The sequence below is a fragment of the Ignavibacteria bacterium genome, assembly GCA_041649015.1.
Classification (GTDB): Bacteria; Bacteroidota; Ignavibacteria; order Tepidaquicellales; family Tepidaquicellaceae; genus CAIKZJ01.
On record JBAZNU010000004.1, the window covers coordinates 1 to 15,670 of the forward strand.

Consider the following 15,670-nt stretch of genomic DNA (forward strand, 5'->3'; position numbering starts at 1 on the left):
CTTTGTTCGTTCATAATCGTCTTCACTTCCCTTCCTGATATGTCATACAGTTTTATGTTTACCCTGCTGTCAAGAGGCAGGTCGAAGTCTATCTTTGTCGTCGGATTGAACGGATTCGGGTAGTTCTGGCTTATATCATACTTTGTCGGTATTCCGACTTCCATTTCTGCCTTGAGGTCGTAGTATTCATAGTTTCCGTTGTTGTCGATTTGTTTCAGTCTGTAATTGTATTTGCCAGTGCTGAGTTTCTTATCCTCAAACCTGTAATCTGCGGGTGTGGTTGTTGTCCCCTTTCCGTCAATGTACCCCACTTTTGACCATGTTCCGTCTAATACCTTTCTTTCTATTTCAAACCCTCTGTTGTTTGTTTCTCTTTCTGTCTTCCAGCTTAAGGATACATCACGCTTGTTTTCTATGTTCCCTGTAAATGATGCAAGCTGTACCGGAAGCGGGGTATCGGTTATTACCTCAAGTGTTCCCGTTGCTTGACTTGAATTCCATGGAGTTGCCGGGTCAAATGATGTTACTACAGTGCCTCCTACACCCGTAAGCCATGTCAGCCCGAAGTTTCCGCTGGTATTAGAAATTGTATATACCACAAAGTGTCCGAGTTTATGCTTGCTCGGTGTTCCATCAATCTTTGCAATTCTTGAATTGAATTGTGTCTGGGTTGTAAACGTTGGCGGCTGCAAATTAATTATGAGCTGATTCGCCGCAAGAAATGTCGGTGCAATGTTTTCGTTATATGATGTGGTTGCTGTTCCGTTTGAATTCCACAATTCATTCGACCCGTCTACGTACTCTATAGTTGACCCGGAAAAGTTTGCTACATTAAAGGTAAACTTGAAATCAGAATTTGCAAGATATAATGGGCCCGTTCCCCCATCCTGCTGTAAGTACAGGTCAAAATACACACAGTTCCCGTATGTCGGATCTGAAAGAACTGCCTGTTGGTTTGTAATTGTTGCCTTAAACTGTACCTGAGAATACAAATTTGTACTTAGTAATACTGCTATTACAAGTGCAAGCTGAACAAATATTGGTTTTTTCATATTATTATTATATTTATTAATTTATTTTATGTTTGCTATTGTAACTTAGTAATTATTCTTCTTTTTCTTTATACTTGTTCCGTCAAGTTTTACGTCATATCCTTTGATGACCTCTTTTCCGTTTTTTGTATTTTGTTTCTCATTTCCTTTCCCTTTACCGAAATTATCAAGGAGTAAAGGTATCTGCGCTGTTTTATTCCTGTTATTCCAGCAAATCGACCTGTCAAGGGCATCCACTACTCCATCGCCGTTCAAATCTGATGAATAGTATCCTGTTTGATTTCTGTCATTCCATGCCGATGACCTGTCAAGGGCATCCACTATTCCATCTTTATTTATATCCCCGCTGTACAGACACCACAGCCCGTTCTTCTGAACAAGGTTATCTCCATATGCCTGCGTACCTGAACTCGTGAAGTCATAGGTCATTGAAGAATATTTTGTAAATATTATTCCGCCTGATTTGCTCCATGTTTCGATTGAATTACGGTGCCTCACAACCAGATAGTACGAACCGGTTGGTGCATTTTTAAATTCTAAGAATGCAGTAAAGTTCAATGAATCAATAATTGAAACAGATGAATCGATAACTGCAAAAGGAACATATGTTTCCCGAAGAAAAACTTTTACTGAATCTTTGCAGTTTAATCGATTATTCGGCGGGTCATAAAAGCCCTCCGGAATAACTGTAATCTTAATATTAGTGCTTGTAAGTGGCTGAACATCCTGAGAACCGATGGCAAATTCGCTGAATGAATTAAACGGAACAGTGCTTACTAAATAGCCATCCTGAATTATTCCTCCGATATCTATCCAGTTATCGCCTGAAAAACTTCTTTTAAGCCATCTCAATTTTGAAGGATCTGTAATGCCCCCAAGAAATGAAAGAGGAATCCTGAAATATCCATCAGTAAAAATTATTCCGGAATCTGAAACACTCCAGAAATAGCTGCTTATTGAATTTATACCATCGGGTAATCCGCCTTCAATAGGTGATACTGTAAAATAAATTATTCCAACAAATCTTGAAAGCGATACATTTGCTATGAAAAATATGTTTGTGGCACCAAAATTAGTTGTATCTGTTCCATTTGGAGGAACACCGTAGCCTGTTATATCCGGAGAATTTATTGTTGTGAAATTAAACGGACTTGTAAAATCATTCCATCCTATTTCATTCTTTGCTTTCACTCTCCAGTAATACTTGTTTAAATTTGAAAGTCCCGTTACACTTTTCAATGTATCGGTTAAAACGCTGTCTCTTAAAATCAAATTATTAAACAGAGAATCAGATGCAAGTTCAAACCAGTAATTTGCTATTGCTTCAGTGTTATCCGAATTTTTATCTCTTTTATCAGATTTTTCTTTCTTAACTTTTGATAAAGTCTGATCACCGAATTTATTCCATTTAAAGATTAGACTTACAGAATGATTTACGGAGTTATTCGCAGGGAACAACAAATTAACCTGAGATGGAGCGCCCATTGTCTTAAATATATATCGCATACTAAATTCACTCCAGCCTGTTGTATTTTGAGTCCTGACTTTCCAGTAATAAATTGTTAAAGGTGATAGGGATAACATCTTAAGCGAATCGGTCAGTAATGAATCATTTACTATTTTATTCGTAAATAATGAATCTGTTGAAACAACAATATGATATTTTTTGGCGGTTAAAGGTTTTGACCATATTAATATAATATTTAGCTTATTACCTATTGAATCGTTTGATGGGCTTAAAAGCACAGGTGCTTCGGGTAATGGAACAGTAAACTTGCTCCTCCACACTGAATTACCTCCTGTTCCCGCAAAAATGAAATTATTTGCAAGAATTAAAGATGTAACAGAATCTACTGGATTTAAACCTAGATTTTTTTCTTCCCAATTCAAACCGTTATTTGAAGAGAAAAAAATACCTCCTTTAGTACCAGCAAATATATTATTACCACTTGCAGTTAGAGAACGTACTGAAAGATTTGTAAGGCCGCTGTTTACTGCACTCCAATTAGTTCCTCTGTTTGTTGATAGAAAAACACCCCCGTCTGTTCCTGCAAAAACATTTGACCCGCTTAGTTCAAGAGCATAAATATTCCTATTTGATAATCCAAATGAAGCTGATGTCCAGTTGTCGCAGTTATTTCCCGAATAATAAATACCACTTCCACGGGTTCCTGCATATACTTCAGATCCTTTCGCTGCAAGAACATAAACCGGAATATTATTCCAATCACTATTCATATAAGAAAATGTCGAACCGTTATCTGCAGATCTGTAAACTCCACCGCCACTACCCCAATATTTATTTCTGCCTAAATATAGATAAGTGTTGTTTGATACCAGTGTTAATGGATAGTAAATAGAAGCCGGATTCAAAACACTCCAAATTCCTCCATCATTTGCTGAACGATACAATACATTCCCCGAAGACCCGTATGAACATGCAAATGTGTATAATCCATGTATTGCAATATTTCTTACATCGGGAGCATTCAAATTAGTATTACTCCAATTAATTCCGTAATTTGAAGTTCTGAATATACTTCCATTTTTTATTGCTGAAAACAAATAATTGCTGTTGCCAGAAGCAAGAGCAATTATCGATAAGTTTTCGCCTATTCCTGAGGACATTTTCGTCCATTTAATATCTTCCTCATCTAATGTTGTAAAGTTCCAGATTGAACTAAACTCACCCCAACCCGATTCATTTTTAGCTTTAACCCTCCAGAAATATCTTGTTATTATGCTTAAACCTGAAATCGTTTTTGTTGTATCCGTTAATGATGAATCTCTTGCTATCACTGTTAAAAATGTAGAATCCGTTCCATATTCAAACCAGTATTTGGAAATAACATCAGGAGAATCGTTTTTGTTTTTTGTTTTTTCTTTCGCTCCTAATTTCTGATCTTTGAATCCCAAGTCCTTAGCAAAAGTTTGTTCAACAGATTTATACCATTGAAATATAATATGACGTGGCTGTTCCAAAGCATTATTCGCGGGTGAAGAAAGCGTAACCTGTGTCGGGGAACCAATTGTCTTAAATTTCCATGTATCCGACCACAAACTATAACTGCTTCCGGATTTTGAATTCATACGCCAGTAATACGAGGTAAAGGGTGTCAATTCTGAAATGAATATTACTGAATCAGTTCCAGCCAAAGCCGAGTCATTAATAACCGGATTACTAAATAATGAATCAGTTGCAATCTGAATTCTGTAATTGGTAGCCCCTACAGATTTTTTCCACGCAAAGTTTAAATTGCCCGTTGAATTGTTTGCAGGGCTTATCAGTACGGGAGGTGTTAGATTCATTAATATACTGACATTATTTCCTCCATTATTTGCAACCGCCAAATCCAATACACCGTTATTATCGAAATCACCAGTTGCCATTGTCTGAGGTCTATAGCCTGATGAAAAAGACCTATCATTTGTAAATGTACCAGTTCCGTTATTCTTCACTATAAATACTGAATTCACCCAGTAATTCTGTACTGCAAGATCTAAATCATTGTCCCCGTCCAGGTCAGCCATAATAATCCCTGTCGGACCATTACCCATACTTACTGTCGAAGATAATGTAAATTCACCTGCTCCGTTATTCTTTAATATCGAGACTGAAGGAGGATTAGAAGTGAAATTAGATACTGCAAAGTCCACATCCGCGTCTCCGTCAATATCGCCAATAGATACAGCATAAGGACCACCATCAACACCAATGGTATGCTGTAAAGCAAAAGCACCTGTCCCTCCATTCATTAATATTGATACTGTATTTGAATTATGATTACAAACGGCAATATCTAAATCTCCGTCATTATCAAAATCCCCAACATTCAGTCCGTAAGGAATACTTCCAACAGAAATTGTGGAAGAAACTGAAAAAGAACAATTTCCGTCATTCATTAATATTGAAACAGAATTCGAAACAGAATTAGTTACTGCAAGGTCTAAATCGCCATCGCCATCAAAATCACCTGTGGTTATTCCCCAAGGATATGTTTCTACACTGACTAAAGATGATACTGAAAAAATACTTGTCCCGTCATTCTTTAATATTGATACAGTATTTGAACCGTTATTAGCAACGGCAAGGTCTAAATCGCCGTCATTATCAAGGTCAGCCGTGGCAATTCCAAAAGGAGAAGTTTCTACTCCGACTGAGAATGAAACTGAATAAGAGCCGTATCCGTTATTTTTTAATATGGATACAGTATTTGTATTTCTGGAAGTAACACTAATATCCAAATCACCGTCAGAATCAAAATCTCCCGCTGTAATTCCAAAAGGATTACCGGATAGTGCAATATTAGAAGTCCAGTTAAAAATTAAATTTGACGGTTTCGCCATTGTTGTAAAGCTCCAGATAAATGGTATAATAGGAACACCCGAACCAGTTTTTATTCCTGTATCAAGAGTTGTACTTACTAATTCTCCATATTTGAAAGGATTATCAGGAATTATTTGCATTGAATTATTTCCTGAATTATAAGATATAGTTCCCCCTTTTCTTCCTGTCATGGAACCGAAAAATATTACACTGTTGCTGTCCATTGATGAACCATTCATAACCGGATGGTAATAAGTTCTTATATCAGAAGTTATCGGAATATTAATTTTATTCTGGCTTGGCGAGACACTGTCAATATTCCATGAGGTTGTAAAGTTCCAGTTTGAACTGAAGCCACCCCAACCGAATTCATTCTTCGCTTTAACATGCCAATAATACCTGGTATTCTTACTAAGACCGGTTATTGTTTTCGTTGTATCAGTTAATGATGAATCTCTTTCTATTACCGTTGCAAATGTAGAATCCGTACCGTATTCAAAAAAGTAATTTGAAATCGTAAGTGCTGAAAAACCTGATTTGAAAAGTTTATTATCTGAATTGATTTCATATAATGTTGATTTCTTTAATAAAGTTTGTTCAATTGATTTATACCATTGAAAAGTGATATTCAAAGGCTGGTCAACGGCATTATTAGCAGGTGAAAAAAGTGTTAAATGAGGCAATGCAACTGTCGTGAATTTCCGGATTTCGCTGAATCCACCCCATCCTGATTCATTTCTTGCTTTCACTCTCCAGTAGTATTTTGTATAATCATTTAGCTCTGAAACAGTTTTGGTCGTATCGAACAACAATGAATCTATGACGACACTGGATAAAAAAGTAGAATCAATACTGTATTCAAACCAATATCCGTATACTGCATCAGGCGAGATAAGGAGTTCTTCTTTTAATTTTATGCTTTCAATTTTCAGTTTACCGAAGCCGGTTTGTTCGACCGATTTAGACCATTGAAATGTGATATTAAGAGGCATATTTATTACATTATTCTCCGGAGAGTACAGTATCACAGGTGCAGGAGTACCAAGGGTCTTGAATTTCCAGGTATCAGACCAATAACTAGTTCCGTTGTTTGCCTTTGATTTCATACGCCAATAATACCATGTGAAGGGAGTTAATCCAGAGATGTATTTCACCGAATCCGTTCCAAGTAAAGTAGAATCATTAATAATAAGGTTACCGAACAATGAATCAGATGCAATCTGTATTCTGTAATTGGTAGCCCCTGCAGATTTTTTCCACGCAAAGTTTAAATTGCCTATTGAATTGTTTTCAGGGCTTAATAATTGCGGTGGTTTCAAATCCATTAAAATGCTTATATTATTAGATTCATTATTAGCTGCAGCTATGTCCAATACACCGTCTCCGTCAAAATCTCCTGAAACAATGCCCCAGGGTCTGGTTCCCACACTACCCGAATAAGATAAAGTAAATCCTCCGCTTCCGTTATTTTTTAATATTGATATTTTGTTCAGATCCCAATTAGTAACTGACAAATCTAAATGTCCGTCTCCATTAAAATCTCCGGATGTAATTCCGGCTGATCTTACTTCGACCGTAATATCAGACGATTTTGTGAATGTTCCGGTTCCGTTATTTTTTAGTATTAATAATGAAGAAGAGCTATTACCGGCAAAAGCAATGTCTAAATATCCGTCCATATTGAAATCACCTGTTGCTAAACTCCACCCATATCCGTTAATTGAAACAGTATCCGACAAAGTGAATTTTCCCGCCCCATTATTTTTTATTATTGAAACTGTATATGGATTTTCAGTATTTACGCAAAGGTCTAAATCGCCGTCATTATCAAAATCTCCCGTTATAATCACCTGAGCAAATCCGTTTAGAGAATCGGTATTTGATAAAGTAAATATTCCTGTTCCATTATTTTTTAATATTGAGACTAAATTTGATTGATCATTAGTAAATGCAAGGTCTAAATCGCCATCTCCATCAAAATCACCGGGGGTTATTCCAATACTGTATCCGGCATCAGGAATGGAAGATATTTGTGTGAATACTCCCAATCCGTTATTTTGAAATATTTTTATGCCTTCTCCATTCATTGCAATATCTGTATATCCGTCATTGTTGAAATCCCCGGTTGTAAAACCATAACACGATCCTGCATTAATATATGAGAATATTTCAAAAATTCCGTGTTCATTATTCTTTAATATAAATACACTAGCACCACCACCATTTACAGCAAGGTCTAAATCACCGTCACCGTCAAAATCTGCTGTTGCAATTGTCCGTGCATAATCGATTCCCTCTACTGTACTTGTTTGATTATATACATTATTCGAAGGTTTTGTCAATGTTGTAAAACTCCATACAAACGGTGCTAAAGAACTTCCGGAGCTTAATTTTATTCCTGAATCAAGTGTTGTGCTTATTAATTCACCGTATTTAAAGGGCGCAGATGGAACAATCTGCATTGATTTGGTACCTGAATTGTAAGTAATTGCTCCGCGTTTTCTTCCTGTCATTGATCCGAAAAATGTAATGTTATTGCTGTCCAGTGTCGCTGCATTCATATTCTGATGGAAATATGAATTTATATTTGAGTTCAACGAAACATTCAGCTTATTCTGATTCGGTACAACGCTGTCAATAGGATTGGGTTCTCCTGTTGGGTTTTGTTTGTAATATATTCCACTGCCAACCCGCTTATCAGTCCATATAACATGCACGGAGTTACTTATCATTGATATTGACGGATATTTAGAATCACCAGGAAAATTAGTGAGACGGGTATTTGGATCCCAGCTTATGCCTTGCGTGATGGAACGTTTGTGGTATATCTCTGATAATCCGATATCGTACTCCTCCCATACAACATGTACATTTGAACCTGCGGCTACAATAGATGGTTGGCTTGACATTCTTCCTGTAGCCGTTAGACGGGTATCAACACCCCAGTTTAAGCCTCCATCTGCCGAGAGTTTATAATAAATATCTCCTCTGTAATTAAAACGAGTATCAGACCAAACAACATGCACGTAAGATCCGGATACACTAATAGAAGGATAGGTTGCCCCTCCTGATACCCCTGCGTTAGACAGCCGAGTATCTTCTCCCCAGGTAACACCATCATCTGTTGAGCGTTTGTAGAATATTTCATTATTAAAAATACTTTTAAACCAGACAACATGTACAACGGAACCAGAGACAGCGATTGCGGGAACTTGTGAATTATTAGTGTTATTTGTTAAACGGATATCTGCTCCCCAAGTTGTTCCGCCGTCTGCGGAACGTTTATAGTAGATTTCACTGTTGACGTCGCGATAGTCTTCCCATACTACATGCACAACTGAACCGGATACTGATATTGAAGGAGAATACGAAGATATAGAACTGTTATTAGTTAGTTGTATATCTGCCCCCCAACTGACCCCTCCGTTTGTTGACATTTTATAGAATATTTCCTGATAATCACTATTACGTTTGTCAAGCCATACAACATGTACGGAAGACCCGGATACGGCAATAGAAGGATTATACGATTGATTTACTGCATTAGTCAACCTGGTATCCGCTCCCCAATTTAAACCTTTATTTATTGATTGTTTATAATAAATCTCTTCCTGCCCTTCGCGGTAATCAGCCCATACTATATGAATGATATCACCGCTGGAAGCAATACAACGTGAACTATTTGTATAGGAAGTATTACAAATAGCTGAATTATCAGTCAGACGCACCTCAGGCATCCACTGTGCACTTACTATTTGAGCAAATGCTAAAACAAATAAGATGCAAATTTGCTTTTTCATAATAATTTTAAGTAAGATTGTAAAATTATTTAATAATTATATTTATTAATTAACTCTAATTCCTTTTATTGATTGATATTCGCTGCTATTTATGCCGTATTGAGATTTTACTGAAGATTTTATACGAACCATTCTATCGTGAAGCATATTATATGATTCCAGACGCTTTTTATTTATTGTGTTATAGCTGTTTAATTTGTCATCTACGGTTTTGTTTGATTCCAGCATTTCTTTTCTGAATGATACCAATGTTGAGATTTGAATCAATTCGTTTGGAGGAGTGTAAGAGGGGATTAATCTCACCTCATCGATTAAGTCTTCAAATAGACTCACATAATCCCCAAAACTTTGTTCTTTTCTATTGATGTGTTTTACTGATTTTCCCTTAACAGGGGTGTCAGATTTTTTGTAGTTAAGAATACTCTTGCTTAGTCTTCCGATCATTTCGGTTTGAAGTTTTAAGTCGCTTCTTGACTTACAGTAAGCAAAAATATAAGAGGCGCGTCTTTTCACGCCCTTATCTTTTAGAAATAATTCCTGTCTTGCCTTAATACTTAAACCATGCTTCTCTTTTATTGAATCAGCAGAATGGTTTATATTGGTAATTGAATTCAGAAAAGTTAAATATTTGCCCGGTTCTAAATCTTCTTCTGCAGGCAAGAATGAGAGCATATTCTTTATTGAGTTATAAAGTTCATAACCTCTTTCAAGTTTATCTTTATAAGATTTATTTGATTTTGCCACTTAATACCCCATAACATTATATTATAAAAGAATAAACGGCAAGTCTAAGAAAAGAGAGGGGAACTAACAACCCCTTCTAAAATGACATGATATTTACAATACCTCTGTTTAGATGGCTTGTCACTGCGAAAATATATTATCATTTAATTAAAGTCAAGTGTTAATATTATACGGTGAAAACAGATATTTAAGTCTGAAATGAGTTTGTGTATCTAGAATACATGTATCCATAATATAACTTAAATTATTTAATAAATAACTAAGTTTAATTTGGAATTTTGATTACTATTTTAATAAATCAGAAATGTAATTTGAAAAACACCATTCACTTTTGCCAAATATGCAGTTACTTTTATTTATTCTTTTATTTTAAGCGTTTTATATGATTTCTGAGTTGTTGTATTTAACACTAATTAGAGCTACCAAAAGTCACTCTCTCATGATAAAATGTTATTATATCAAAAAATCATATGATTTTACTGATTAATAATTTAGTGTCTTTATCATCATAAGAATAAGCAAGATAAATTGTTTTTTAGAGTAGAATCGTTTATGTATTATTTATTAATCTCATAAATCATAAATTACATGAGTTTGATTAAACATATTCATAAAATATTGTCTGCGGTTTTACTGATATGCGCAATTTCTGGGTTTTCAGGTTGTGCTAATCAGCAGCCGCCTTCCGGAGGTGAAGACGACAAGGTTCCGCCAAGAATAAAGTATTTGTACCCGAGACCTAATACAGTAAACTTCAGTGGAAATGAAATAACGCTTGAATTCGATGAATACGTTGACAGAAGAAGCTTCATTGACGCATTCTTTGTAACTCCAAAACCAAAAGGCACGCTTTCGTACGACTGGAGCGGAAAGGAAGTGACTGTCGAATTTGAAAAAGGACTGGAGAAGAACAAAACGTACCTCTTCGTAATCGGGAAAGTATTCAAGGACGTTAGGAATAATCCAATCGGTTCGCCAATTCAGTTTGCAATATCTACAGGACCGGCAATCGACAAGGGAAAGATATCGGGTAAGGTTTTTGGAGAAAATTTTGACAGGACATTTGTGTTTGCTTACAAACAAAAACCGGGCGAAGAAAACAACATTGACCCCGAAAAAAACCCTCCAGATTACATAATGCCCGTGAGCACGGACGGAAGTTATAGTTTTGAGAATTTATCGGCAGGAAAGTACAGGCTGTTCACAGTGTTTGACGGCGACCTCAACGGTTTGTACGATAAAGTTTTTGAAAGAATTTCCATAGCAGAAAAAGACGCGGAGGTGAGCGATATAAGCGCACAGACAGGAATTAACTTCATACTTAAAGATGTTCTTGTACAGGAAGATTATTTTTCAAGCAAAGGATTTCTGAACGGATTGCAGACAGATTCGGCCGGAGCCGTCTTCTCGAGCGTCTTGAGAGGAGAAATGAATGCAGGACTGAAATCAAAACTGTATCTTTACTTCAAGAACAGGGAAACACCAAAAGAATACATTACACAGAAATTAAGTTTAAAAGATACGCTTGGCAAAGAGATTAAATACGTGTTTAACTGGCAGAACGATTCGCTGTTGGAAGTTAGTCCGACAACCGGTATTTATTACGGTGCCGCAGTCAATTTATCATTAGAATACGTTAAGAATAAACAGCCCCATGAGTTCTCGGTAAAATTTACAATCGCCGAAGAGAAAAAATTCGGTGAGATAACAGGCGTTATTCAGGACAGATATATGATTGAATATCCCGTTGTTCTTAAACTAATCAAAAAAGATAAACCTGAAATAAGCTTTACCAGGTTTCTTACATCTGATTCCCTGTTCTCATTCACTGATGTTCTTGAGGGCGGTTACTATCTTATTGCATACGTTGATAAAGACAACAACGGTAAGTACGAGACAGGACAGGTATTCCCGTTCAGGCCGGCCGAGAGGATTTTCCTTTACGGACAGGTTTTGAACCTGAAAGGTAGTTGGAAGATAGAAAAAGTTTCGGTAGTGCTCAGTGAATAATGAATTTGTCTCCTGCCCTTCCCGACCTTTCTTGCTCTTCTTCATTGTTAACTTACAATCAGTATGATATATTTGTAATAATGATTTGCCGGTCAATTTTTTAATTATATTTTCCCGTTTAGATTCCGGCATAAGATAAAAATGCATCTGAATGTTTCAGAGACTTTTAGGAAAGTTTAAATTATTGTTATATGCAGTTTTTTCCGTTACATAGGTTCTATAGCCTTTCTAAACTGCAAAACAGCAAGAATTTCATAATAATTATTTAACATTACGTCACGAATAAATTTCATATATTGCATAAGTAATAAGTTCATCATATCAGTAATTAATAGATGTGGCGAACATTATAATCAAAAATCATTTTACAAATTAAAATAATATATTCTCATGAAAAAATTTAAACAAATTTTATTAAGCGTAATATTTGTCTTTACTATCGCAAATATGGGATGGGGACAGGCAATATTAACTGAAGATTTCGATTACTTAGCAGGAACCTTGATTACAACTCAAGGATGGACAGCACATAGTGGAACAACTTTACCTATAACGGTTACTACCCCGGGATTGACATATTCGGGTTATGTAGGTTCAGGAATCGGTAATGCGGTTACTATTTCAGGCAGCGGTGAAGACGACAATAAATCATTCACTGCGCAAACTACCGGAAGTGTGTATATGGCATTTATGGTTAATATATCATCTGCAAAGACTACAGGTGATTATTTCATACATTTTATGACTGGTACTTCATCATTTTATGGAAGGTTACTTGTTAAAAAAGATGCATCAAATAATCTTGCTTTTGGTATTAGAAGGGGAAGTTCTACAACATCTGATACTTACACGGATTACACATACTCCATGAATACAACATATCTAATTGTTATTAAATACTCTTTTGTTGCCGGCGGAACAACAAATGATATTGCAAATGTATTTATTAATCCTGTTATTGATGGAACTGAACCTATTTCAACATTGACAAGCACAGATGCCTCAACTGACGCTACAACCATAGATAAAGTAGGTTTAAGGCAAGGAACAAATACACCTACTGCTATTATCGACGGTATCAGGGTCGGAACAGCTTGGAATGATGTTGTACCTGTATTATCCTCACCATTTATAAATACTTCAGGCACATTAACCCCATTTTCAACAACAGTCGGAACGCCTTCAGCTTCCCAAACATACACAGTTTCAGCAACGAATTTAACCGCTGATTTAGTTATAACTCCGCCTACTGGATATCAGGTAAGGGAAAATGGAGTCGGTTCATTCGGAAGTTCATTAACCTTTACTCCTGTTTCAGGAACAGTGTCATCCAAAACTATAGAAGTAAGATTTAACCCTGGGGGGGTTGGGACATATTCCGGTAATATTGAAAATGCCAGTACAGGTGCGTCGACACAAAATGTGGCTGTTACTGGTGCAGCAAATGCAATTTATTACAATGTTGCAGAAAGTAGCGTTAATTTGCTTTCTAGCTGGGGCACAGATCCGGAAGGGACAGGTACAAATCCATCGGACTTTGTATCAGATAACCAGACATTCATAATTCAAAATGGCAGTACATCCACTATTGCAGCAGACTGGACAGTCTCAGGAACAAGTTCTAAAGTTGTTGTAGGTGACGGAATTAATCCTATTAATTTTACTATTCCTGCAGCAAACATATTCGGAGGAACATTGGATATGTCTGCTAACTCAACGGTAACTATTCAAAACAGTACTTTACCTACATGGGGAACTTTAAGTGAAGGAAGCACAATAGATTTTGCACAAATCGGGGCATTTTCAATACCAAATTCTATTACATACAAAAATCTGAAAATTACAGGAGGTACTAAAACGTTTTCGGGAAATACTACGACAATATCCGAAAATTTAACTTTTGACGGAACGACAATAGACGCACCAGCCGCATCGCCTTTTGCAACAATATCTTTAGGTGGCAATTTAACATATATGGGTTCCGTAACAAATCCTGCAGATCCAAATTCAATAACTTTACTTTGTACAAAAAACGGAACTCAGACGATTACAGGAAATGGAAATACTGCAAGATTTTTTAGAATACAGACAACTGGTACATCTACAAATGTTGTCCTTTCGACTACTGGCGGTACAACTAATGCACTGCTTGCAAACGTATCCGGCGGCGGGCTTACTCTGGGTAATGGAACAAGTCTTACGTTAAATTCAAATACACTTACATTTTTATCTGGTGGACGAGGATCATTTCTAAGTACGGGAACTTTAGTTTGTGACGAAACTTCCAATTTAGTTTTGAACACGACAAGTAACACGCCCGGGACAATTTATTTTTCAGGCACAAATACTGTAAATAATTTAACTATTGACGAAACAGGAACAAGCAACTTTGCTTTAGGATCTAATTTAACTGTTAATGGAACTTTAACACTTACGAATGGAAGTCTTGCAACAGGTGCAAACACTTTGTATTTTGGTACAAGTGCAGTAAATCCAAGCGAAGCAACGGGAAAAACGATAATAGGAACATCGGTAATGAATCCAAGAACTGTCGGAAATGGTTCTATTAATTTCCTTAGTACTAACATTGCTACCGGACCAGATAATCTTGGCAATGTAACAATTACAAGAAAAACCGGATACTTAGGAGTAATTACAGTAGGTTCAAATACAAGTATAGCATGCAACTGGACAATTACAGCTGATAATCAACCGACAAGCGGAAGGGACGTTACATACAGCTGGCTTTCTGATTTTGATAACGGAAAGGTTTTTAACTCAACAAACTTAGGTCAGGTATGGGTGAGCGATGACGGATTGACATGGACTGCATCAGGTTTACCGCTTGAAGTTTCAGGTGATCCAAGAGAAATTACAAACACTGTAAACCATTTTTCATATTGGGTAGTAAGTACTGAGGATTCTCCAATGCCTGTTGCTCTCTCATCTTTTAGTTCTGTTGTTTCAAACAGAAATATTAAACTGAATTGGGTGACGGATAATGAACAGAATAATGCAGGATTTCAGATACAGCGTTCAGCGTTCAGCGGTCAGAGTACAGAATGGCAGAGTGTTGGATTTGTAAATGGCAACGGTACTAAGAGCACTCCGACGAACTATTCGTTTGAGGATAAGAATCTGAATACGGGGAAATACAAGTACAGATTGAAACAGGTTGACAATAACGGAAACTTCGAATACTTTGAATTAAGCGGTGAAGTGGAAGTAGGGGTGCCGAAGAAATATGACATAAGCCAGAACTACCCGAACCCGTTCAATCCCGTAACAAAGATTAATTTCGATTTACCCGAAAACGGACTTGTAAACATACGGCTGTATGACATGCTCGGAAGGGAAGTAGCAGTGATAGTGAATGAAGTCCGCAATGCAGGGTATCATACCGTTCAGTTTGATGCCTCAAAGCTTTCAAGCGGAATTTATTTCTACAAGATGTCGGCAGGGAAATTCAACGGCATTAAAAAGATGGCAGTTATTAAATAGTAAAAGCAGACAATAGCAGTATAACGGTTAAGAGCGGGAAGAACAGTTATGAATGATGATGAAGTGAAAGAGTAATTTAAGAATAAACAAGTTACAACAGAAATCCGTGCAGAAAAGCTGCACGGATTTTTTAATAATTTGTTTTAAAGAAATCATAATACTGTGCAGCTTATATAATTACTATCACACAAAGCCACTAAAGCCCCAAAAGCCGATTAAAAGTTTGCAGTGGCCGG

5 protein-coding genes are annotated in these 15,670 nt (G+C 36.5%); 2 read left to right on the top strand and 3 right to left on the bottom strand.

Features of this window, described 5'->3' with window-relative positions; genetic code table 11:
* The 3 genes from WC644_07890 to WC644_07900 all read right to left on the bottom strand — a co-directional run.
* Positions 1-1,052: hypothetical protein (locus WC644_07890; protein MFA5011865.1), on the bottom strand; the 1,052-nt coding region annotated here is incomplete at its 3' end.
* 45 nt (positions 1,053-1,097) lie between these two features.
* Entirely contained in the window at positions 1,098-9,179 is an 8,082-nt protein-coding gene (locus tag WC644_07895) for an FG-GAP-like repeat-containing protein (protein MFA5011866.1), read from the bottom strand.
* A gap of 45 nt (positions 9,180-9,224) precedes the next feature.
* A complete protein-coding gene (locus WC644_07900; protein ID MFA5011867.1) occupies positions 9,225-9,923 on the bottom strand; it encodes a hypothetical protein in 699 nt (232 codons plus the stop codon).
* Between the two features lie 594 nt (positions 9,924-10,517).
* Between WC644_07900 and WC644_07905 the strand changes: the two genes are divergently transcribed.
* Together WC644_07905 and WC644_07910 are read left to right on the top strand one after the other, a co-directional pair.
* Entirely contained in the window at positions 10,518-11,933 is a 1,416-nt protein-coding gene (locus WC644_07905; protein MFA5011868.1) for an Ig-like domain-containing protein, read from the top strand.
* Positions 11,934-12,323: 390 nt separating this feature from the next.
* Entirely contained in the window at positions 12,324-15,434 is a 3,111-nt protein-coding gene (locus WC644_07910) for a T9SS type A sorting domain-containing protein (protein ID MFA5011869.1), read from the top strand.
* The last annotated feature ends 236 nt before the right edge of the window (positions 15,435-15,670 follow it).

Bases quoted from the DNA above. Each gene is read 5' to 3' on its own strand.
- WC644_07910 (MFA5011869.1), top strand. From the start codon at position 12,324: ATGAAAAAATTTAAACAAATTTTATTAAGCGTAATATTTGTCTTTACT.
- WC644_07895 (MFA5011866.1), bottom strand. From the start codon at position 9,179: ATGAAAAAGCAAATTTGCATCTTATTTGTTTTAGCATTTGCTCAAATA.